The organism is Bacillus rhizoplanae (assembly GCF_917563915.1).
Classification (GTDB): domain Bacteria; phylum Bacillota; class Bacilli; order Bacillales; family Bacillaceae_G; genus Bacillus_A; species Bacillus_A rhizoplanae.
In genome coordinates this window covers 41,201-62,542 of sequence record NZ_CAKJTI010000021.1, presented here as the reverse complement: position 1 = coordinate 62,542, position 21,342 = coordinate 41,201, and the positions used below count along the sequence as shown (strand labels likewise).

Sequence of the window (21,342 nt, the reverse complement as noted above, 5' to 3'; positions counted from 1 at the left end):
ATTTAGTATAATACATCTTTGAAAATGTTGCAATAAATAATAATGATTACGATTTATAATTTGTTCTAAGATTCAAATATAAAATTTTAGATTCTTAATCTACTAGTAAACTATGATTCTGTCCTTATTATCTAGAATTTTAATCTTTCTGAAAATTATACGAAAGAAGTAATTTTATAGCTATTAGTTCTAAACCAAATAAAACAAAAGAACTATTCCACATCTTATTATTTTGAGTAAAATAATAAAACACAGAACAGTTCTTTTAAGCGTTTTTATTTAAGAGAATGGAACAAGCTGATTTCGAACAGCATAAATGACAGCTTGTGAACGACTCTTCACATTCAACTTTTTGAAAATCTTATTAATGTGAATTTTAACTGTCTTATCACTGATATATAGGGCTTCAGCAATTTCTTTATTACTGAGACCTTTGACCAATTCAAGCAGGATTTCTTTTTCACGCTCTGTCAGTTCATTTTCATTTGATTCTGATTTCGTTTGTTGATGATACGTAATCAGCTTTTTAGTCATACGCGGGTGAATCACAGAATCTCCTTGTAGTACCATTCGAATTGCGGCCACCACTTGCTCGGATGATGAATCCTTCAGTAAATAACCGTCTGCCCCTGCCCGAAGAGCAGACATCAAGTATTCATCATGTTCATACATCGTTAATACGAGAACGCGGCATTTCGGATACTGACCTTTCACAAGTGATGTAGCCTCGATACCATTTTTTCCTGGTAAATTAATATCCATTAAGATACAATCAGGCTTGCACTCTTCCACTTTCTTTAATACCTCATCCCCGGAAACAGCTTCTCCAACTACTCGCATATCAGATTCGAGTTCCAATATACTTCGAATTCCATCACGCAAAACAGTATGATCATCCACTACTAATATTCGAATCATGATACTCCTCCCCCATTTCTGAATCTGGAATTAACAATGTGATTTCTGTACCTTTTCCTGCTGAACTATCAATCTGAAGGGCAGCCCCTAACTGTTCAGCCTGTTCATTCATATGTAATATACCATAATGCGGCTCATTCTTTGCTTTAATCATAGATTCAAAAAGGGAAAAGCCAATTCCATTATCCTTCACCTTCAAAAGTACATGTTCTCGTTGATAGCTTAGCAAAATATCAACTTTGTCTGCTTTCGCATGCTTTACAATGTTTTGCAAGCTCTCCTGCAAAGTATCGAAGATGACTCGCTCTTTCGTAAAATTAAGTTTTCGAGAACGTCCTCTTTCATGATATGTAATGGCTAGATCATATTCTTGTTTTAAGGATTGAATTTTATTTGTAATTGCTTGTTTTAGCCCTAGCCTTTGTGTTGGATATGGCTTTAAAGCATAAATAGAATAACGAACTTCACTTAAACTCTTCCGTAATTTTTTTATGCTTGTATCTACCACTTGCTGCATGTCTTTTGGTCGATCTGCATACTTTTTCTGAGCTGACTCCAGCTGAAATATCACTCCGGCCAATGCTTGCGCGATTCCATCGTGGATTTCACGAGCAATTCGATTTCTTTCTTCCAAAATCGTTCTTTTTTCCTGTTCAGAAACAAGTGTCCGTGTTTTAAGCAAGCTACCTAATTGATTGGCAAACGTAGCTAAAGTCTGTACATCTTCAGTAATAAAACTTGCACTCCTGCTCTTCCCTGCCACAAACATTCCAACCAATTCATGATTTACTTTAAGAGGTAAATACACAAGAGAGCGTATAGTATTTTCAAACACTTCATCTCCCGGAGCCATACCTGTTTTCCAATCAGTAACAACAATCGTTTCGGATATCTCTTCAAACTTCGCACCCACGTCAGAAAAATCAGAAATGTCAGATCGAACTTCCCCATCTTTTAGTAAAAGTGTCCAGTTCTCCTCATCTTTTGCCCACAGAACGTATGCCTGTATTCCTAAAAATCCATTCAGCGATTGTTTCATCTGTTTTAAGTTTCCGGCAGATAATCCACGACTTAATTCTGTCGTAATAGAAAAAAGCTTATATAGACGTTCTCTTTCCACCCGTATTTGTCTAACAAAAGAACTGATGATGCAGATTGCCACAAGCGGGAAAAAGAAAAACAGAACCATAATTTCATCCATCACTCCGCGATATCGGTAATCTAAAATATGTATAAGTGAGGAATAAAATAAACAAAAACTCACACTCAAGAATACTAATATATTTTTTTTACGCCACTCTTCTAGCGGATATGGCTGAGGAAGAAGTACGATTAAAAGGTCGTAAAGAATGCTGTTAAAAAAGGAAAAAAACACACTAAATAAAAACAAACTTATAAATTTTTCATATAAACTTGAGAGATTCATCCCAGAAATAAATAGCGAGAGACATTCTCTGGAAAGCCATTCTGCTAATATGATACTAAGAGCAAGCTGGGCACAATTAAATAGTGTCCTTTGCATAGGTAAGCGGCGAAGCAAATGGGTACATAACATCGCACATACACAAGAAACAACAGTTATATATACTCCAAACTGCCAATTTATTGTATAAACAAGCGTAAGACTGAGTGTGATTCCTCCTCTCCAAATACGGATAGGAAAATACTCAGTAATCCCCATAAACATAATTAATAACAAAAGCAATATGAAATGAGAAGGCATTTTACTTAAAAATAAAGAAATGATAACAGCAATCAAACCAAGAAAAGAAATAGAATAAATATAGAAACTAGCTACTTGTTCTCTCATAGAAGTAAAGTCTATCTTTTTCAAAACGATCCCTCCCTCAAAAAATCTATTATCATCATTATCTAACAAAAAACCGGCACTGGCAAAATGAGAATGTTCCCATTAGCCAATCACCGGCTGTGCGCTGTCCCTTAGGGAGGGTGGCACACTATTAGTATAAAATGAAATTGTCTGTTTCACCATCCACCAAATGTTATAATTGTAAACTAATTCCACTTAGGGCTATATAGAACCAAAGATGTATATAAATCAATTTCATAATTGTTTCTTTACTGGTAAAAGATAATGTCTTGGGTCCAATTTGTTCATATAATTCATAGTGCTGAGACTAATTTGGGCTATGAATAAGCTTCATATAGGAATCACGCAACATACTCATATTTTAAATGCGCATAAAAAAAAATGAGGTGATTTTTTCATGAATAACCAGCAAATGTACTATCCGTATGTAAATTATAATCAACAGCAGTATTATCAACATCCAGATTATCAACACCCAAGTTATCAATACCCAAATTATCAACCATTCGAGGACACAAGGGAGATCGACGATGACGTCTATCGTCCCGATGATGCTGAAGATGCTCCAACATCACCACCACCAGCACAACCACCATCTGCACCAGCAGCATTTTCTTCTCCTATACAAATGGGGCAAATCCGATCAGCGATGTGTAATTGTTTAGGGAGATGGGGATTTATTGGCTTAAGAGCACCAGGACCTTTTGGTAGAGATTTTTGGTTTTATCCAACTGAAGTTAGAAAAAATGGGGTATCTGGATATACTTGGCAAGGAGGACGTCGCCGAAAAGTAAGCTATCGATATGCACAAATCAGAAACTTTATGTGTGTCTCCTAAAGTAAATAACAAAACAACTATTTAAAAAGAAGAGGGGTAGTCCTCTTCTTTTTATATTTATTTCACTTGTAGCATACATAAAATTAACGCTATTCAATTTTAAACATTAATATTATGATGAACTTAACTAATTCGAAAGAAGTTGATAGATATGAAAAAAATATGTTTAAGAAACGGAAAAGAAATAATTATAAGAGAAGCTTTACAAAAAGACGCTCAATCTATGATTGATTTTTATAATGTAGTCGGCGGCGAAACTGACTTTCTTTCATTCGGGAAAAATGAATTCAGTATGTCTTTACATGATTATGAAAAATTCATAGAATCTACTAGAGTAGATAATAGTTCCATCATCTTACTAGCAACAATGGATGATGAAATCCTAAGCATCGCATCCATTACCTCTAGCCCAAAAGCTAGAACGAAACATGTAGGAACACTAGGAATCGTAATTGCGGAAGAGCACTGCGGATTCGGTTTAGGTAGAATACTGATGGACGAGCTTATCGAGTGGGCAAGATTAAATGGGACTACTAAGAAAATACATCTTGTAACGAGAGAAGATAATGACAGAGCAATCGAGTTATATAAAAAAGTTGGATTTGAAGAAGAAGGGCTATTGAAACAAGATACGTATATCAATGGTGTTTATTATAATACTCTTATTATGGGCTTGATGATTTAAATACCTATTATAAATATGGGCAGGAGGTTAAGAATAAACCTCCTATCCATTCAAAAATTATTTGGTCATTCGCTTTACGCTTCAGCACTCCCTAACGATCTCATATTCTCTCTCATCAACCTTATAATGCTCTCATAATACGAATGTTCATGCTGCACAAATTTACTTTTATCTACGTTCTTATGGATTAAAACTTTTTCACCAGCTTTATTCATTTCGAATCCTTCCACTGTAATTTCATCCATTTCTCCTAACCAAAGTTCAGAAAAACTGTTAAATTCAGCTTTAACAATGCCTGATACTTCTTCTATTTGCAGCTTATATTCGTCCATTGGTTTTTTATTTTCATATAAAAAAACGTGAGCTAATTCTTTATCAATAAAATCTCCTATTGTAACGCAATAATCGATAATACCTAATGACACTAATTCATCAAACGAGACATCGATCCCTACTTCTTCCTCCACCTCCCGGATTCCATCATATACCGTTTCGTGTGCCAATATATGTCCAGCAGCTGTAATGTCTAGTAGATCTGGATAGTCCTTTTTTGTATGACTACGAATTTGAAAGTGAATATAATCTACTCCATTTTCTCTACTTATAAACCAACAGTGAAACGTCTCATGCCAATGCCCCATTTTATGTACTTCTTCACGAGTTGCGACTCCTATTGGGTTTCTATGTTCATCAAATATTTTCAGTAATTCACTCTCCATTATATATTCCCTTCTTCCCCATTCACTTTCTCTTCTGTAATTGGCTATATTCTTCTTTTGTATTTACATTAAGAAATAACTCTTTTGATAACTGCGATTCTTCCGCCGTCACATACTGGACATTACACTGAGATAATAGCCCCTGCATACTTCTCTTACCTTCTTTTAATAACTGTTCTATTTTTTCTTTTGCTCGGTGATGATATAACGCTAAAAGTGGTTGTTTTCGCCCTTCAACTATTGGAACAATTGCTTCATATGTCTCATCTGCTCGTTCTACTAATTCCATTGCCCACTTTTTCGAAATATTTGGTGTGTCGCACGGTGCAACGATATACCAATCTGCCTCTACAAATTCCATACCTGTTAATAAACCGGCAAGCGGACCGTTTCCTTTATACAGCGCAATATCTTCTACAACTGGTACATGCAGTATATGCGAGAGCTCATTTGTAATCGCTGGATGGCTAATCACAACAATGTCTGTAACAACTTCTTTCAAAGCTTCTATACTATGTTCAATAAATGTTTTTCCGCACCAAGTTGCTAATGCTTTCGGTTCTCCAAAACGACTGGACTGTCCGCCGGCTAATACAATTCCTGCAATTTTCATTGTCGGTGCAACTCAAATGTAATATGGCCAAGCTCTGGTAAAATCAATTTATTCATTGCCAGGCGAACTGCACCTGTTGATCCTGGCATAGAAAAGACAACTTTCCGTCCAATTGTCCCGCCAATTGCCCTGCTTAACATCGCCGCGCTTCCGATATCTTCTAAATAACTAATCATCCGAAATAGTTCTCCAAAGCCTACAATTTCTTTATCAAGCAACGCTTCTACTGCTTCAATTGTAACATCACGTTTTGTAATTCCAGTGCCGCCATTTGTTAACACAACATCTACATCTTCTTGTTGGCAGCCTGCTAACACAGCTTGCTGAATACTTTCTTTATCGTCTTTTACAATTTCATAAGCTGTTACTTGATGATTTGCTTCTATTAATAACTCTTTTAATAACTGTCCACTTTTATCTGTTTCTTCTGTACGTGTATCCGAAATCGTTATGATTTTGCAACGAACCTGTGTCGGTGCTTGTTTTTTATGTTCTGTGACGCTCATTCTATTTTCCTCCTCCTTGATTAACCTCTCTAAATTTTATCATATATGATACAGCAGCCAAAAAATGTGAGGCATGTCACGCATTTTTATAGAAAAAACATCTTACTTCCGTATTTTTCCTTATAATAGAAATATAGGGGTTTTCAAAAGGGAGGAATTTCATATCGATACAATGCGAAAATTAACGACACTATTTATCTTACTTTTCGTCGCTTCCATTAGCGCTGGCATGGCACTAAAAGACGCTGTACCTTACGCAGCCATCGGTGGTTTTGGCTTCGCGACAATCTTTTTACTTTGCAGTGCATACTGCTTTGGAAAATCCCGTTCACAGAGGGGGCAATAATCGATGTTCGGTAAAAAATCAGCTATGTGTACATCATGCGGAAAGGAAATTGCAGTACATGAACGTTCTTGGATTTACATGCAATATCCACCAAGCGGCATAACAAATATTTAAAAATATATTGAACTAGGCGGAGAAGTGTATTGTACTTCCTGCGTTGGGAAGTTAGAAAAACAGGAAAGCAATTAAATAAAAAGAAGCTGACTCAAAAGGCACATAAGTGCCTTTTGAGTCAGCTTCTTTTTACGTGTCCACCGATATATCGGCGTTATTTGTAATATATCGGCGCTTCGACAGAATATAAAGACCCTTCGACAATGTTCGATATACGAGCCATCCAGCCGCTGGAAATAGATAACATCAAAAAAGTAGAAGGAGCTGACCAAAAAGTGGACTTTTTGATCAGCTCCTTGTTTCTTCCTATATTATAGACCAGCTTGCTCTTTTAAAGAATCAGCTTTGTCTGTACGCTCCCAAGTAAGATCTACATCAGTACGTCCGAAGTGGCCGTATGCTGCTGTTTGTTTGTAAATTGGGCGACGTAAGTCTAGCATTTTGATGATACCAGCTGGGCGAAGATCGAAGTTGTTGCGGATTAGTTCTACTAATACTTCTTCAGATACTTTTCCAGTGCCGAATGTATCAACAGAGATAGATACTGGTTTCGCTACGCCGATTGCGTATGCAAGTTGTACTTCTGCTTTGTCAGCAAGACCTGCTGCTACGATGTTTTTCGCAACGTAACGAGCTGCGTATGCTGCAGAACGGTCAACTTTTGTTGCATCCTTACCAGAGAATGCACCGCCGCCGTGACGAGCGTATCCACCGTAAGTATCTACGATAATTTTACGACCTGTTAAGCCAGCATCCCCTTGTGGTCCACCGATAACGAAGCGGCCAGTTGGGTTAATGAAGAATTTTGTTTCTTCATCGATTAATTCAGCTGGTACAACTGGTTTAATTACAAATTCTTTTAAGTTGCGATCGATTTGTTCCCAAGCGATCTCTGGATGATGTTGTGTAGAAATTACAATTGTATCAACACGAACTGGCTTACCGTTTTCATCATACTCAACTGTTACTTGTGTTTTACCGTCTGGACGTAAGTATGGTAATGTATCATCTTTACGAACTTCCGTTAAACGACGAGCTAATTTATGAGCAAGAGAGATTGGAAGCGGCATTAATTCTTTTGTTTCATTACATGCGAAACCAAACATTAAACCTTGGTCGCCTGCACCGATTGCTTCGATCTCTTCGTCAGTCATTTGACCTTCGCGTGCTTCTAACGCTTTGTCAACACCCATTGCGATGTCAGCAGACTGCTCATCGATAGATGTTAAAACTGCACAAGTTTCTGAATCGAAACCGTATTTTGCACGAGTATAACCAATTCCTTTAATTGTTTCACGAACGATTTTTGGAATATCTACATAAGTAGAAGTCGTAATTTCTCCCGCTACCAATACTAAACCAGTTGTTACTGTTGTTTCACAAGCTACACGTGCGTTTGCATCTTTTGCTAAGATTGCATCTAAAATTGAATCAGAAATTTGGTCACTAACTTTATCTGGATGTCCTTCAGTTACAGACTCAGATGTGAACAGATGACGTTTTTTTGTCATGTGGTAAACCTCCCTACAGTAGATGTATATATTGTACGGAACTCATCCTTAATTTGCCACAAACTGCGACATTCATGTATTCTCCCACAAGCGCAAAAGAAAAACCTTTCCTATTATATAGAGGAAAGGTTTTATTCGCTACTTGCATACTGCCTTTTTGCCCTTCGCTCTTATCGCTCGAGACATTACATCTCGCACAGGTTTAAGCACCTATTCACTTGCGCTTGTCGTACATACAAGTGAGGTTGCCGGGCTTCATCGGGCCTGTCCCTCCGCCAGCTCGGGATAAGAGAGTATCCGTCCTCAACTATACTAAAGAAATGCTTTTCATTTGTCAATCTATATACACATATTCCTATAAGTTTTTAACGACAGAAATTTATGGAAAAAAGTAATATAATAACACAAACAAAAATAAATAAATAGTATACATTATTTATATGATTGTGTTATACTTTTAGTGGGAATTACGAGGAATATTCATAAATCAAACAAAGGATGGTAAATAAATATGAGTACTGTGAATGTCCATATTGGATTACATGAACTATTAAACGGAAGCAATGCACAGGTTCAATTGAGCGTTCCACAATTAACGGAAAAAGTATTAATGAGAAAAGAAGGACGATTGACTTCTACTGGCGCTGTTTCTGTTTCAACAGGAAAATATACAGGACGTTCTCCGAAAGATAAATTTATTGTAGACGAAGCATCTGTTACGGATAAAATCGCTTGGGGTTCTGTAAACCAGCCGATTTCTGAAGAGCATTTTAATAAATTATATACAAAAGTATTAGAATACTTAAAAGAAAAAGAAGAGCTATTCGTATTCAAAGGATTTGCAGGAGCAGACCGCAACTATCGTCTTCCTCTTCAAGTTATTAATGAATATGCATGGCATAACTTATTCGCACATCAATTATTCATTCGTCCAACTGAAGCAGAATTAAAAAATCATGATTCACAGTTCACAATTGTATCTGCACCAAACTTTAAAGCAGATCCAGAAGTTGACGGCACGAACTCAGAAACATTTATTATCGTGTCATTTGAAAAGCGTATCGTGTTAATCGGCGGTACAGAATACGCTGGTGAAATGAAAAAATCAATCTTCTCTATCATGAACTACTTACTTCCAGAACAAGATATTTTTTCTATGCACTGCTCTGCAAACGTAGGTGAAGAAGGCGATGTTGCTTTATTCTTCGGTTTATCTGGAACAGGTAAAACAACATTATCTGCCGATCCGCACCGCAAATTAATTGGTGATGACGAGCATGGTTGGTCTGATAACGGCGTATTCAATATCGAAGGCGGTTGCTATGCAAAATGTGTGAACTTATCTCGCGAGAAAGAGCCACAAATCTTTGACGCGATTAAATTCGGCTCTGTTTTAGAAAACGTTGTGATTGATGATCATACACGCATTGCAGATTATGATGACACTGCATTAACAGAAAATACACGTGCAGCTTATCCAATTGATGCAATTGATAACATCGTATTACCTAGCGTTGCAGGTCATCCAAATACAATCATTTTCTTAACTGCTGATGCATTTGGCGTATTGCCTCCAATCAGCAAATTAACAAAAGAGCAAGCGATGTACCATTTCTTAAGTGGTTACACGAGTAAATTAGCAGGAACTGAGCGCGGTATTACTTCACCGCAAGCAACATTCTCAACATGCTTCGGTTCTCCATTCTTACCGCTTGATGCATCTCGCTATGCAGAAATGCTTGGAGAAAAAGTCGAGAAGCACGATGCTAAAGTATTCTTAGTGAACACTGGCTGGACTGGCGGCGAATACGGCGTTGGAAAACGTATGAACTTAGGTCATACACGCGCAATGGTGCAAGCTGCATTAAACGGCGAGTTAGATAGCGCTGAAACAGCGAAACATGATATCTTTGGTCTTGAAGTACCACTTCATGTTCCTGGTGTACCTGATGAAGTATTAATGCCAGAACAAACATGGACTGATAAAGAAGCTTACAAAGCAAAAGCAACTGAGCTTGCGAATAAGTTCAAAGAAAACTTCAAGAAATTTGATAACGTTTCTGAAACAATTGTAAACCTTGGCGGTCCAATCGCTTAAACCCGACTTTACTTTGAAATATCCTAAATCATGTGAATAAGTATGTTGTTATTGCAAGAAAACAAGTACTCACCGACAAAGCCCACGTTTTCTTGTGATAGCACATGCTTACATATAAAAGAGGCCTACGATTCATTTCGTAAGCCTCTTTCCTATTTGCAAACATTTTTGACGATTTCTAAAAAACAAGCTATCAATCTCACAAAATATGGATATAATATATAAGTACACGGTAAAGGAGGGACTTCCATTGCTCTTCTTTTTAATCGCTCTTATTCATTTTGTTATCCCAGCTCTTGTTGGCCTAACATTATATTGGTACACACCTAAGCATAGTATTTTTTATGCGGTCCTCAGCGTTCTTCTCACAGGTATGATTCTTATTAGCTTTTTCCGCTTACCTGTCCTCAACTGGATTCCATTTATTACAGCTATTTTGTATCTTATTTTCTTACCTAAAATAAAAAAATAAGAAAGCAGATTTGATCTGCTTTCTTATTTTGATATATTTTCTTTTACGAGTAATGTTTGATTAGCTTTTTTAGATTTTACAAACCACAAACCAACAAAAATAACAATTCCACCTATCATTTGTTGTAAAGATAGCTGCTCTCTCGCCCATATTGCCGCAAATAAAACTGCTACAAACGGTGTAACGTACATATATACCATCGTATGGGATGCACCGATTTTTTGAATCCCAACGTACCACATGACAAGTCCGAACACTGTAACAAGAAAAATAGAATAAAATAATGAAAACCATGTACTACCGTGCTGAATGACAAAAGGCAGCTGAACAATTTGCCAACCGCTTAATACTACAAGTGGCACTGCACCAATTGCTGCTGACCAGGCCGTTACGCGCAGGGCTGAATATCTCTTCATAAGCGGCCCTGCTAAGACAGGATACAATCCCCAGCAAAGCGAAGTAATAAGTCCAATTGCATTGCCATAAAACGATTGCACAAGTGAATGGCCTGCAAGTAATACAAGTGCTGCTCCTATACACGCAATGACCGATCCAATGAGTTTACGTGATGAAAGCTGTTCTTCTTTCAAGAATACGGCAAACATCATTGTAAAAATAGGAGAAATCGAAATTAATAGTGACGCATTTGTTGCAGACGTATGTTGAATCGTCTCCATGAACAGTGTTTGATACAGCGTAATCCCGACCATACTAACGAAAATAAGTCTTACAACATCTTTCCATGCAATATAAAGCGATTTTTCTATGTAAAACGTCAACAATAATAAAAGCGGTGCAGCAGTAACCATGCGCATTGCTGTAAATTGGATTGCTGTTAATTCTACAAGACCGTATTTTCCGATTGTATAATTGATTCCCCATATGATAACGACACAGAAAAGCAGTAATTCAATTCCCCATCTTTTCATACATTTCCCCCACTATGTCTAATCCTTTACCTCATTAAATTTCAAGAAACATGTTGAAATTCCTTCTTTCCTTCAAACATCCTACTTATCCTTTCTATATGCATAAGGTTTTGCATACATAATAAAGGAAGAATATGTATGAACACAGAAAAAATACTAGGACAGATGGAATAACAATCCTCAAGGTATGCATAAGGTTTTATCATACGAAAGGAGGAATATATATGAGTACAGACAAACGACTAGAACATGTAGAACAACAACTCGAAAAGATAGAAAATCTACTATCCCAGCGACAGCATAGGAAGCGAGGAACCATCATCACAGTCATACTTATTATACTCTTTTTATTTCTCGTTGTTCTTGGAGGCCTTTCTTTCTACCTCTTTGGAAACGGTGATTCCTCAACCGAAACCGAAACAATTATTCAAGAACAAGAAATTCCTTAATATGTGCTACTTCAACGCTAAGTCTCCTACAGACTATGTTCCTCTAGCCATCTTCTTTGTTTCCTCTGAATCTTAACGTATACAAGTAGCAAAATAAAAAAAAAGAAAGCAAGTTTAATCCGCTTTCTTCTTTTTTATTCTATTCATTACACCCGAACATGCAATTTCATATTCGGATTATAATATTGACTTGGGCTTTTTAATTGAAAGTTTCCTCCTGATTCCTGAAAATCAACAATCAAGTTATCATCCATAAAAACAAGCTTCGTTCGATCTGCAATAAACTGAAATTTGTTTGATGAAATCTCTACATCGCTCTCATCTTTTTCAGATACAGCAACTAGGTCAATAATCCCACTCATCACACAGCCGCATCCTTCGTTATCATAAAATAATTTTATATATTTTGCCTCACTTGGAATCATTTCTTTTATTTTTGCATATGCCGCTTCTGTCACTGTAACATTCATTGTTTTTCCTCCTACATATATAACAATTATCCTATTGTACCATTCTTTTTCATAAACTGATCTGATTTATATATACAGAAAATTCATTCAAATATATAATAAAATTCATATATTTTCCAAAGGAGGAGTTCATGATGCCAACACTCCAAGACATACAACATCAATTAGATACTTTATTTGCAGTACATAAATATGGAATAGACCCTGGGTTTAGCCGTTTTATTCCAGCCGTTTACGATCCAATCTCTTTCCCGTGGCAAGATTTCTTTGAAGATGATTTTGTTACATATTTTAACGGGCTCATGCTAAAAGGAGCGGATACTGTGCATAACGTCTTTTTAGCTGTCTTTCCAACGGATGAGGTACTAGATAAGTTTCTTTCTGAAGGAACAGCCGGTGACTTATTATTTATGCATCACCCACTTGTCATGGAATGCGGAGACCCGCAAGGCCTACCAGGGCGTGGATTCGTTCCTATTCCCGAACAGTATTTACAGGCCATAAAAGAAAAAGGATTGTCTGTGTACACATGTCATGTGCCAATGGACCGCCACCAAGCATATGGTACAAATATCGCTATCGCCAAAGCGCTCCATGCGTCAGTCATTGAAAGCTTTGCTGAAGACGATGGATTAATTTGTGAAATTGCCCCAATACATACAAATGCGTTAATTGAAAAAGCAAAAAGCATTTTTGATATTCCGTATGTAGACTTTGAAGGACAAGAACGTTCTCATATTTCGAAAATCGCCATCGTCGCAGGATGCGGTGATAAAGTAAGTATGATGCAAGAAGCAGAGGAAAAAGGTGCACAAGCTTATTTTACCGGAGAGGTGCATTGTCATATTGATAACGAATATGGAAAAAAGAAATATGCCATCATGAAAGAATATATCCCGCATACAAGTATGTCGCTTATTGGGGTCTCTCATTCTGCGTCTGAGTTTTTGGTGAAAAAGACGTTAATGTATGATTGGTTTTTGCAAAACTTTCATGTAAATGTTGTGTTGCTGCCGCAGGAGAAATGGTGGTATTAATACAAAAAACGCTATTCTTTCTGTAAAAAAGAATAGCGTTTTTTCGTTATAGCAGCACCAATTATGCTACTTCTTTATAAAAAAGCCGAGGTGCAATCCCCTGATTTTTCATTTCAAAATTCGCTGATTTTTTGCTCACTGTACCTGTTCCACCACAACTTGTAGAAAACAAGATAGGTATATCGCATAGTGTATTTAGTATTACATCTTTGAATACATTTGCCGCAACCGCTACAAACGTATTACATAGATTCGAAATGTCATCATTGAAAAACTGAATAACCTTGGGCTTAAAAACAGGATACACGACATCTTGCTCTCCAGGTAATTGCGGTTTCACAACCACATCCTCAAAAAACGGATTTCCTTCTAGAGCCAATTGAAAGACATGTGCAATTTCAAAAGCGTCTAATGGACACGAAAACGGAGCAATCATTTGCCCTTCTCTATTTGAAACGACAACATTTACATTAATATTTCCGAAGTTCACCGTCGGATTAAGAATTGTTGCGATTGCCCGTGCTTTCTCATTTCCTGTTACTGTTACAAGAATAATATAATCATCACCAGCAGGAATAAGTGGTCCAACTGTTACTCCTGGGTTTTCTCCAATTGAAAACTTAAGTTCATTAAAATATATAACCCAAGGAGGAGAAAGCCCAACATTTTTCTCGTTGTAATTATCACTCAAATAAACAAACCTCCTATATTTTCTCCATAATATAATATGAAAAAAATAAAAGAAGGCTTGTACAATTCTCCTGGATTCAAAAGCCACTTTTATGGTCTATCATTCGAAGTACAGTTTAATATATCACCAAGTTCTTCTTATCTATTTATCATGAAAGCCTACTTAATCTGCTTCGCTACAAGTGAAGCGTATGCCTCTGCCCCTGTTTTCGTCAAATGGACTCCATCTGGTGCAAAATATTCCTGCTTCCCAGCGCTTGCTGAATACCAATCGACTAGTGTGACATTTGAGAAATTTTTCGCTGCTTCTTTTAATCTTTCATTAACCAATGATTCCCATGGACGAGGCACTCTTGTATTAATTAATATAACTTTACGTTCATTACCTATTGACTCAATCAATGATGTTATTTGCTCAGTAGTAAATGCTCCATTTGTACCTAATCCAATAATAACGTAATCTCCTAAATTACCCTCTTTTTTCATTTTATCTACCGTAGCGGTTGCTTCAGACATTTGTCTTCCAATCTTCGCATCGATCTTAATATTAGGAAAAGCACTTTGCAAATATGGAGATATATCAATCATAATTGAATCTCCAATGGCTGTAACTGTTGGAGGTTCTTTTGGTTTCTCAGAAACAGTTCCTTTTTCTTCTTTATTTTGAGCTGGTTTATCAGCCTGTTCTGTTTTTTCTGCTTGTTCTTTTTGTTCCGTTTGTACTTTTTGCTCTTTTTGCTCTTTTTGTTCTGTTTGTTCTTTTTGTTCTGTTTGTTCTTTTTGCTCTTTTTGTTCTGTTTGTACTGCTTCTATACTAGCTTTTTTAGAATCCGCTTTTGCTTGGCTCCCTGTTACTAAACCGAAACCAGCTGTCACAGAAATCAATAGTGCAAATGCTAAAGCTAGCTTACCACCTAACGCCAAGTTTCTTATTTTTAAGTTATGTAAACGAATATTCTTCAATGCACCTTGACGAATTGGATTTTCGATAAATTTCCATGAAAGCTGCGCTATAAACAGAATAAGAAAAAGTTGAAAAATAGCCCTTGTAAAATGAAATTCTCCAGTATTTACTTGCGGGCTTGTCAATGTGATAATCGGATAATGCCAAAGATATATCCCATAGGAGCGGACACCCATCCATCGTAAAGGTCTAAACCTTAAAAATGCACTAATTCGGCTAGCTGGATGAGCAAGGTTCGCTACTAATAATGCGGTAACAACCGAGAAAAGGAACATTCCTCCGCGGTATAGGAATGGATCATATTGATTCGTCTTCCAAAACATAAAGAGAATCACAATAAGAGCAATTCCTCCAATTACATCAAGAGCAAGACGAGCTGACGGGATAATTTTATTAGCAAGCCTACTGCTCGGCCAAATTAAAGCGAGTGCTGCACCAATCAATAAGGAAAACGCCCTTGTATCGGTACCATAATAAACCCTACTTGGATCAGTACCCGGTACATATATCATTGCCATTGCGACGGCTGAAGCAATCGCTCCAAGAAAAATAAGCAGAGTCATACGTGACTGTTTTTTTATATAGGAAAATCCTAAACTAATTATGAGTGGCCAAACTACATAGAACTGTTCCTCAACAGCTAATGACCAAAAATGATTCAGTGGAGCAAGTTGGCCAAAACTATCAAAATATGATACTTTGTGAAATATATACCACCAGTTACTAACATAGAATAAAGCTGCTAACGAATCTCCCCACATTTTCCCAAGTAAAGAACTATGGAAAATTGTAATCCATGCTAAGACTATAACAAGCATAACAAGCATTCCTGGAAGCAATCTCCTTGCTCTACGTAACCAGAAATTCTTCAAATCAATCCTCTTTTTTTCTTTCCATTCAATAACAAGAAGATCGGTAATTAAATAACCAGAAAGTACAAAAAATACAGTAACGCCTAGGAATCCTCCAGGCAGCCACTTAGGATTGAGATGATACAAAATAACACTTAGTATGGCTAGGCCTCTTAGACTTTCTAATCCAACCATATAACGACGATCTTTCTTTAATGGTTCAGGCATTCACAGTCATCTCCCATGTTTCTCTAAGAATTCTATCAATTTCATACTATAATCAAAATATAAATCACTTATCTTTTACGTAATACTACATTTTAAAATGTATCATCAATAATGTAAAGGTTCAACTGAGATGCGTGTAATGTGGTTCCGGTACAAGAAATCTACCGAACTTAGACATATTGATTCTATCAAATTAAAAAGGATAATTTGTAGAAAATGCTAGTTTATATAACAAATTCCCTTTATCACACACTGATGGTACTGGGCTTTTCCGGGCAGTTATCCCCCACCTCAAGATTCTTCGCTTTTCTCAGAATCTTGAGGTGGGGGGCTTACTGCCCAAAGATAGCGGGATAAAATTCACAAACCGATCATTCTGTAAAAATGGTACTACTTGCAGTAGATTTAGAGATGCACTATGTGTTACGTCCTCTGCAAATCCACGTTCACGTAACTCTCGGCCACTCCCACAATCCCAAATGAACTCATTAAGATTGGACTTTGCATATTGAAAAGCACCCCTACATAACTGCGCTTCACCTGACTTGCTTCCCTGTAATTTTTCTATGATTGCACCTGCTCCTAAATAATCTTCTATTGCTGGCCTCAGCTCATTTTCATCTTCCTGTGGATCTTCCCAATGTTCTCCGCAAGGGACAACCGTAATATTTGCACCAGTTTGCTTTTGAAGGAGATTCGCAGCTTCCGCAACAGCTGAAGCATTCAGTAAACAGCCAATGAAAAGAGCAGGAACTTTCGAAGCAATCCATGTACAAGACGCACCGTTTAATGAACATAAAACAAACCTGCTCCCCTGATCAACATCGTTAAATGTTACCGGGGATAAAGAATGCTTGCCCATTTTCGCTGCTTCTGCCCTGCTTAACATAAGCTCTGCACCTAATTGCTGTGCATACGCTTTTGCTTTTTCATTTAACGGCAGCGGATATGGAAAGATCTCAGCCCCTACATGTAAAGCTGTGACTACGGTTGAAGAAAAACTAAGAACATCTACAATAATTGTAATATCCCCACGCTTTGCTGCCTCCCTAGCGCCGCGCCGACCCCACTCTATGCGGCATTGAAATGAAGATTGATCAAAAACTGACATATAATATCATCTCTCCATCCATTATTATTTACTGTCACTCTCATGTTAGCTGTATGCTATAAAAAGAAATAGACTACTTTTCAAAATTTTGATAGCATATTGAATAAGGTCTGTATAAAAAAAGCGATGTAATAGCTTACACATTCAGTGAGTTATTACATCGCTTTTTTTATATCCTTACGCAAAACTTAAAAAATCCACATCTGTATACGGAACTCCCTGTTCAATCCGATATCGCAAATCTGTTAATGTGTAAGCCTGCCATTCTTCTAACTTGTCAAAATCCCATACTTCATGAAACAGCGTAAATAAAAAAACTTCCCGCAGTTTAAGAAAAAGTGGAATTTGTTTTAGTATCTCTTTATTCATATGATGCTCTTTGCTGTATCCTTCTATGAAATACTTCATAAATTCTTGCGGAAAGGATACATGTTCCGGTCTTACTGATACTCCTTGCCACACTGCGTGATAAAATGATACAGCAATATCCTGTGCAAACCAGCAAAACGAACAATCGTCAAAATCAAAGATTGTTAATGCATTGCCTTGAACAAAAAAGTTTCCTTGATGGAGGTCATTATGGATCAGTCCATATGTATCTCTCTTTTTAGAAAGCGTCTGAACCTTTGTAATTATTTTTTCATAGCTTACAGCTAATGGTTTACTAATGGATAATAAAAAATTTATGGATTTTTCATCCGGCTTCCAGATTGGTCTCTCATATGTTTCATAAACACCATCATTTTGTTTCGCAATCGCATGCATTTTACCAATCGTTTGTCCCCAGTTTTGAAACAGTCTCACATTCCATTCTTGCTCATTCGCAACATTCACAAACTGACCAGGTGCTTTTACAAATGAAGTGATAAAAAATGCCTCTTCATCCATAACTATTCGTTCTATATCATTTCCGAAACAAGAGGCAACTGGCAAGGAAACATTCACGCCGCCTGCTTGTAAACTGCGTATAAAATCCAGTTCACTTTGTATTTGTTTTAAATTTCTGCGAGAGCTCGGCGTAATCCGTAAAATACGGCGTTTCCCTTCATACGTATACTCATATACCTCATTTTGAAATCCGCTAGAGAGCTTAACACAGCTTTCTTCTTTCCCACCAAAATATTTCAATGCTTGTTTGACTTTCGCATGCATGTCATATACCCCTTCTCTTTTTTCTCCTTTACATATATTAGTTTTCCCTTGCACATTTCCTTCATCTCTTTTAACAAAGTGATATTTCCATTTTCATGACGAAAAAAACAAAATCCGCACACCATTATTTTTTCTTTTCTGCTCAAAAAATTCCTCCTCTGTCCACTCACATATAGGCATTTACCTACATACATTAAAGTAGATGTATTTTTAGGAGGTGTCATAAATTGCGAAAAGTTCTAGCGTGTTTTTTAATTGTCTTCCTTGCTGTCTTTACGTTTGTTGCGTGTAATAAAAAAGAGGAAAGTACAAAGTTAGAGAAAGTGCGCGTTGGTGAGGTAACACATTCATTATTTTATGCTCCGTTATATGTCGCTATGGAAAAAGGATTTTTTAAAGATGAAGGGTTAGACATTGATTTGCAAACAACAGCTGGCGGCGATAAAACGATGACAGCTTTATTATCAAATGGCATCGATATTGCCCTTGTCGGTTCAGAAACATCTATTTATGTTTACGCTCAAGGGGCAAAAGACCCTGTCATTAACTTTGCGCAATTAACACAGACAGACGGAACATTCCTCGTTTCTCGTAAAAAATTGGAGTCTTTTAATTGGAGTGATGTGAAAGGTGCAACTTTCCTCGGTCAACGTAAAGGCGGTATGCCGCAAATGGCTGGCGAATACGTACTGAAAAAGCACGGAATTGATCCACACAAAGATACAAATTTAATTCAAAATATCGAGTTTGCAAATATTGCGAATGCCTTTGCTTCTGGAACAGGTGATTTCGTACAGCTCTTTGAACCAACTGCTAGTATTTTTGAGAAAGAAGGAAAAGGCTACATCGTTGCTTCATTTGGCGTTGAATCTGGAACTGTTCCGTATACAACCTTTATGGCAAAAGAAAGCTTCTTAAAGAAAGACAAAACAACTGCCGAGAAATTTACACGCGCTATTTATAAGGCGCAGCAATGGGTCGATACACATAGCCCCGAAGAAATTGCAAAAGCTGTTGAACCGCGCTTTAAAGATACATCAAAAGATATTATGGTGAAAGTTATTGATCGTTACAAACAGCAACATTCGTACGCAACGAATCCATTGTTAGATGAAGCAGAGTGGAAACAACTGCAAAGTATTATGAAAGAAGCTGGCGAATTACCGAAAGAAGTGCAACATAAAGATTTAGTGAACACATCCATTGCAGAAAGTGTTATTAAGAAATAGAGGACCATGCAATGAACCTTCTACAGCTTTCTAACGTATCCCATTGCTTCTTCTCAAAAGACAATGCCAGCCTCGTCTTATCAAATATTTCCTTAACAATCGAGGAAGGGGAATTTATCTCCTTCCTTGGCCCTAGCGGCTGCGGGAAAACAACACTACTTTCCATTATTTCAGGCTTACTGCAGCCAATTGAGGGAACTGTCTTTCTCGACGGAGAATGTGTGACAAAACCAACATCCTCCATCGGTTATATGCTTCAGCAAGATTACTTGTTTCCGTGGAAAACGATTGAAGATAACATCTCAGTCGGCTTACGCATTACAAAAGCATACACATCAAAAACGAAGCAACACGCCTTGCAGCTATTAGAACAAGTCGGCCTGCAAGGTGTTGAAAAACAATATCCGCATGAATTATCAGGAGGAATGCGCCAGCGTGCCGCTCTCGTTCGAACACTCGCAACAGATCCGAAAATATTATTACTAGACGAACCATTCTCTGCACTCGATTACCAAACAAAATTAAAATTAGAAGAACTCGTTTTTTCTATTTTAAAAGAATATAAAAAGACATCGCTTCTCGTTACGCACGACATCGAAGAGGCTATTGCGATGAGCGATCGCATTTACTTACTGCAAGCAAAACCAGGCCGCATCGCCAAAGTCTTTTCTGTCCCAGAAAACATTCGCTGCCTTTCACCATTTGAAGCGCGTCAGCATCCCGATTTCCCTTCATTCTTCCAGTTAATATGGAAGGAGTTGGAACACCTTGGATAATGTAAAAGAAATTCATCAAGACTTTCGAAAACGAGAAATAAAACAAACACTTGCTGTACGAACGTTGCAGCTATTCATTCTCTTTCTCTTTTTCGCATTGTGGGAAGTCGCTAGCCGAAACCAGTGGATTGATCCATTACTATTTAGTTCACCTTCTAGCATCTTTCATTTACTCATCACAAAATGGCAGGATCATTCTCTTTGGCCGCACATTTATACAACGCTCTTTGAAACGTGCCTTGGCTTTATACTCGGAACATTTCTTGGTACGTGCATTGCAACCTTCCTATGGTGGAGCCCTTTCATTGCCCGTGTACTCGATCCATACCTTGTCGTCTTAAATGCAATGCCAAAGGTCGCGCTCGGTCCGATTATTATCGTCATCTTCGGCCCGAATATCTCATCTGCGGTGGCGATGGGTGTCATTATTTCCATCATCGTTACCATTCTCGTCATTTATAGTGCCTTTCAAGAAGTGGACGCCAATTATTTGAAAGTCATGCAAACCTTTGGCGCAAACAAATGGCAATGTTATAAACAAGTCATTTTACCAGCATCATTCCCAGCTATCATTTCTACATTAAAAGTAAACGTCGGTCTCTCTTGGGTTGGAGTGATTTTCGGGGAACTGCTCATTTCAAAAGAAGGGCTTGGCTATTTAATTAGCTACGGCTTTCAAGTCTTTAACTTTACGCTCGTTTTGCTTAGCGTACTTCTCACATGTATTCTCGCAACACTTATGTATGTGCTTGTTGCGGGATTTGAAAAGTTCATTACACGTACGAAAAAAGCAACCTAACAATGT

General features: G+C 37.4%; 22 protein-coding genes and 1 riboswitch. Of the genes, 10 read left to right on the top strand and 12 right to left on the bottom strand.

Going from position 1 to position 21,342, the window contains the following annotated elements; all coding sequences use genetic code 11:
- Nucleotides 1-279: 279 nt before the first annotated feature.
- Complete coding sequence (locus LRP84_RS16650) at nucleotides 280-918, bottom strand: response regulator (protein WP_230576106.1); 639 nt, start codon at nucleotides 916-918, stop codon at nucleotides 280-282.
- Nucleotides 893-2,752 (bottom strand): GAF domain-containing sensor histidine kinase, encoded by a 1,860-nt coding sequence (locus LRP84_RS16645; protein WP_230576105.1) that lies wholly within the window; start codon nucleotides 2,750-2,752, stop codon nucleotides 893-895. The genes LRP84_RS16650 and LRP84_RS16645 overlap by 26 nt, the downstream gene beginning before the upstream one ends.
- 394 nt (nucleotides 2,753-3,146) lie before the next feature.
- Between LRP84_RS16645 and LRP84_RS16640 the strand changes: the two genes are divergently transcribed.
- Nucleotides 3,147-3,587 carry a hypothetical protein gene (locus LRP84_RS16640; RefSeq protein ID WP_230576104.1) on the top strand — a complete coding sequence of 147 codons (441 nt, stop codon included), beginning with the start codon at nucleotides 3,147-3,149 and terminating at the stop codon, nucleotides 3,585-3,587.
- A 151-nt stretch (nucleotides 3,588-3,738) separates the two neighbouring features.
- Complete coding sequence (locus tag LRP84_RS16635) at nucleotides 3,739-4,272, top strand: GNAT family N-acetyltransferase (RefSeq protein ID WP_230576103.1); 534 nt, start codon at nucleotides 3,739-3,741, stop codon at nucleotides 4,270-4,272.
- 74 nt (nucleotides 4,273-4,346) lie between these two features.
- Here the strand turns inward: LRP84_RS16635 and LRP84_RS16630 are convergent, their stop codons facing one another.
- From LRP84_RS16630 to LRP84_RS16620, 3 genes are read right to left on the bottom strand one after another with little or no spacing between them, the layout of a single operon-like run.
- Nucleotides 4,347-4,991, bottom strand: coding sequence for an NUDIX hydrolase (locus LRP84_RS16630; protein WP_230576102.1), 645 nt, complete (start codon nucleotides 4,989-4,991; stop codon nucleotides 4,347-4,349).
- 22 nt (nucleotides 4,992-5,013) lie between these two features.
- The gene (mobA, locus tag LRP84_RS16625) at nucleotides 5,014-5,604 is read right to left on the bottom strand and encodes a molybdenum cofactor guanylyltransferase (protein ID WP_230576101.1); all 591 of its coding nucleotides are present in this window, start codon (nucleotides 5,602-5,604) and stop codon (nucleotides 5,014-5,016) included.
- The gene (locus tag LRP84_RS16620) at nucleotides 5,601-6,110 is read right to left on the bottom strand and encodes a MogA/MoaB family molybdenum cofactor biosynthesis protein (protein WP_230576100.1); all 510 of its coding nucleotides are present in this window, start codon (nucleotides 6,108-6,110) and stop codon (nucleotides 5,601-5,603) included. Before LRP84_RS16620 ends, mobA begins: the two co-directional genes overlap by 4 nt.
- A 73-nt stretch (nucleotides 6,111-6,183) precedes the next feature.
- Here LRP84_RS16620 and LRP84_RS16615 point away from each other — a divergent pair, with 73 nt between their 5' ends.
- Nucleotides 6,184-6,456, top strand: coding sequence for a hypothetical protein (locus tag LRP84_RS16615; RefSeq protein ID WP_437438790.1), 273 nt, complete (start codon nucleotides 6,184-6,186; stop codon nucleotides 6,454-6,456).
- Between the two features lie 425 nt (nucleotides 6,457-6,881).
- Here LRP84_RS16615 and metK read toward each other — a convergent pair whose 3' ends face one another.
- Entirely contained in the window at nucleotides 6,882-8,081 is a 1,200-nt protein-coding gene (gene metK / locus LRP84_RS16605; RefSeq protein ID WP_230576099.1) for a methionine adenosyltransferase, read from the bottom strand.
- A gap of 167 nt (nucleotides 8,082-8,248) precedes the next feature.
- Nucleotides 8,249-8,373, bottom strand: a riboswitch (SAM riboswitch).
- A gap of 219 nt (nucleotides 8,374-8,592) precedes the next feature.
- Between metK and pckA the strand changes: the two genes are divergently transcribed.
- Entirely contained in the window at nucleotides 8,593-10,179 is a 1,587-nt protein-coding gene (gene pckA / locus LRP84_RS16600; RefSeq protein ID WP_230576098.1) for a phosphoenolpyruvate carboxykinase (ATP), read from the top strand.
- A 250-nt stretch (nucleotides 10,180-10,429) separates the two neighbouring features.
- A complete protein-coding gene (locus LRP84_RS16595) occupies nucleotides 10,430-10,651 on the top strand; it encodes a hypothetical protein (RefSeq protein ID WP_098306599.1) in 222 nt (73 codons plus the stop codon).
- A 23-nt stretch (nucleotides 10,652-10,674) separates the two neighbouring features.
- On the opposite strand, the gene LRP84_RS16590 is transcribed toward LRP84_RS16595, so the two are convergent.
- Complete coding sequence (locus LRP84_RS16590; RefSeq protein ID WP_230576097.1) at nucleotides 10,675-11,580, bottom strand: DMT family transporter; 906 nt, start codon at nucleotides 11,578-11,580, stop codon at nucleotides 10,675-10,677.
- Nucleotides 11,581-11,804: 224 nt separating this feature from the next.
- On the opposite strand from LRP84_RS16590, the gene LRP84_RS16585 reads away from it, so the two are divergent.
- Nucleotides 11,805-12,029 (top strand): hypothetical protein, encoded by a 225-nt coding sequence (locus LRP84_RS16585; RefSeq protein ID WP_230576096.1) that lies wholly within the window; start codon nucleotides 11,805-11,807, stop codon nucleotides 12,027-12,029.
- A 146-nt stretch (nucleotides 12,030-12,175) separates the two neighbouring features.
- Here LRP84_RS16585 and LRP84_RS16580 read toward each other — a convergent pair whose 3' ends face one another.
- On the bottom strand, nucleotides 12,176-12,499 hold the full coding sequence (locus tag LRP84_RS16580) for an iron-sulfur cluster biosynthesis family protein (protein ID WP_230576095.1): 324 nt from the start codon (nucleotides 12,497-12,499) through the stop codon (nucleotides 12,176-12,178).
- Between the two features lie 134 nt (nucleotides 12,500-12,633).
- On the opposite strand from LRP84_RS16580, the gene LRP84_RS16575 reads away from it, so the two are divergent.
- Nucleotides 12,634-13,536: a Nif3-like dinuclear metal center hexameric protein gene (locus tag LRP84_RS16575; protein ID WP_230576094.1), complete on the top strand. Its 903-nt coding sequence runs from the start codon at nucleotides 12,634-12,636 to the stop codon at nucleotides 13,534-13,536.
- Nucleotides 13,537-13,597: 61 nt separating this feature from the next.
- Here the strand turns inward: LRP84_RS16575 and LRP84_RS16570 are convergent, their stop codons facing one another.
- The 4 genes from LRP84_RS16570 to LRP84_RS16555 form a co-directional block, all read right to left on the bottom strand.
- Nucleotides 13,598-14,227 carry a hypothetical protein gene (locus LRP84_RS16570; protein ID WP_230576093.1) on the bottom strand — a complete coding sequence of 210 codons (630 nt, stop codon included), beginning with the start codon at nucleotides 14,225-14,227 and terminating at the stop codon, nucleotides 13,598-13,600.
- Nucleotides 14,228-14,385: 158 nt separating this feature from the next.
- A complete protein-coding gene (locus LRP84_RS16565) occupies nucleotides 14,386-16,269 on the bottom strand; it encodes an acyltransferase family protein (protein ID WP_230576092.1) in 1,884 nt (627 codons plus the stop codon).
- 310 nt (nucleotides 16,270-16,579) lie between these two features.
- Nucleotides 16,580-17,380: a 2-phosphosulfolactate phosphatase gene (locus tag LRP84_RS16560; protein ID WP_230576091.1), complete on the bottom strand. Its 801-nt coding sequence runs from the start codon at nucleotides 17,378-17,380 to the stop codon at nucleotides 16,580-16,582.
- A gap of 177 nt (nucleotides 17,381-17,557) precedes the next feature.
- On the bottom strand, nucleotides 17,558-18,532 hold the full coding sequence (locus LRP84_RS16555) for a phosphotransferase enzyme family protein (protein ID WP_230576090.1): 975 nt from the start codon (nucleotides 18,530-18,532) through the stop codon (nucleotides 17,558-17,560).
- A 227-nt stretch (nucleotides 18,533-18,759) separates the two neighbouring features.
- Here LRP84_RS16555 and LRP84_RS16550 point away from each other — a divergent pair, with 227 nt between their 5' ends.
- Genes LRP84_RS16550 through LRP84_RS16540 form a run of 3 tightly spaced genes read left to right on the top strand, consistent with a single transcriptional unit; the run spans nucleotide 18,760 to nucleotide 21,336 of the window.
- Nucleotides 18,760-19,761 (top strand): ABC transporter substrate-binding protein, encoded by a 1,002-nt coding sequence (locus LRP84_RS16550; protein WP_230576089.1) that lies wholly within the window; start codon nucleotides 18,760-18,762, stop codon nucleotides 19,759-19,761.
- 11 nt (nucleotides 19,762-19,772) lie between these two features.
- Nucleotides 19,773-20,537 carry an ABC transporter ATP-binding protein gene (locus LRP84_RS16545; RefSeq protein WP_230576088.1) on the top strand — a complete coding sequence of 255 codons (765 nt, stop codon included), beginning with the start codon at nucleotides 19,773-19,775 and terminating at the stop codon, nucleotides 20,535-20,537.
- Entirely contained in the window at nucleotides 20,530-21,336 is an 807-nt protein-coding gene (locus LRP84_RS16540; RefSeq protein WP_230576087.1) for an ABC transporter permease, read from the top strand. Before LRP84_RS16545 ends, LRP84_RS16540 begins: the two co-directional genes overlap by 8 nt.
- The last annotated feature ends 6 nt before the right edge of the window (nucleotides 21,337-21,342 follow it).

Excerpts from the sequence above, each read along its gene's own strand:
- LRP84_RS16650 (WP_230576106.1), bottom strand. The coding sequence starts at position 918 with ATGATTCGAATATTAGTAGTGGATGATCATACTGTTTTGCGTGATGGA.
- LRP84_RS16640 (WP_230576104.1), top strand. The coding sequence starts at position 3,147 with ATGAATAACCAGCAAATGTACTATCCGTATGTAAATTATAATCAACAG.
- LRP84_RS16635 (WP_230576103.1), top strand. The coding sequence starts at position 3,739 with ATGAAAAAAATATGTTTAAGAAACGGAAAAGAAATAATTATAAGAGAA.
- LRP84_RS16630 (WP_230576102.1), bottom strand. The coding sequence starts at position 4,991 with ATGGAGAGTGAATTACTGAAAATATTTGATGAACATAGAAACCCAATA.
- mobA (WP_230576101.1), bottom strand. The coding sequence starts at position 5,604 with ATGAAAATTGCAGGAATTGTATTAGCCGGCGGACAGTCCAGTCGTTTT.
- LRP84_RS16620 (WP_230576100.1), bottom strand. The coding sequence starts at position 6,110 with ATGAGCGTCACAGAACATAAAAAACAAGCACCGACACAGGTTCGTTGC.
- LRP84_RS16615 (WP_437438790.1), top strand. The coding sequence starts at position 6,184 with ATGTCACGCATTTTTATAGAAAAAACATCTTACTTCCGTATTTTTCCT.
- metK (WP_230576099.1), bottom strand. The coding sequence starts at position 8,081 with ATGACAAAAAAACGTCATCTGTTCACATCTGAGTCTGTAACTGAAGGA.
- pckA (WP_230576098.1), top strand. The coding sequence starts at position 8,593 with ATGAGTACTGTGAATGTCCATATTGGATTACATGAACTATTAAACGGA.
- LRP84_RS16590 (WP_230576097.1), bottom strand. The coding sequence starts at position 11,580 with ATGAAAAGATGGGGAATTGAATTACTGCTTTTCTGTGTCGTTATCATA.
- LRP84_RS16585 (WP_230576096.1), top strand. The coding sequence starts at position 11,805 with ATGAGTACAGACAAACGACTAGAACATGTAGAACAACAACTCGAAAAG.
- LRP84_RS16580 (WP_230576095.1), bottom strand. The coding sequence starts at position 12,499 with ATGAATGTTACAGTGACAGAAGCGGCATATGCAAAAATAAAAGAAATG.
- LRP84_RS16575 (WP_230576094.1), top strand. The coding sequence starts at position 12,634 with ATGCCAACACTCCAAGACATACAACATCAATTAGATACTTTATTTGCA.
- LRP84_RS16565 (WP_230576092.1), bottom strand. The coding sequence starts at position 16,269 with ATGCCTGAACCATTAAAGAAAGATCGTCGTTATATGGTTGGATTAGAA.
- LRP84_RS16560 (WP_230576091.1), bottom strand. The coding sequence starts at position 17,380 with ATGTCAGTTTTTGATCAATCTTCATTTCAATGCCGCATAGAGTGGGGT.
- LRP84_RS16555 (WP_230576090.1), bottom strand. The coding sequence starts at position 18,532 with ATGCATGCGAAAGTCAAACAAGCATTGAAATATTTTGGTGGGAAAGAA.
- LRP84_RS16545 (WP_230576088.1), top strand. The coding sequence starts at position 19,773 with ATGAACCTTCTACAGCTTTCTAACGTATCCCATTGCTTCTTCTCAAAA.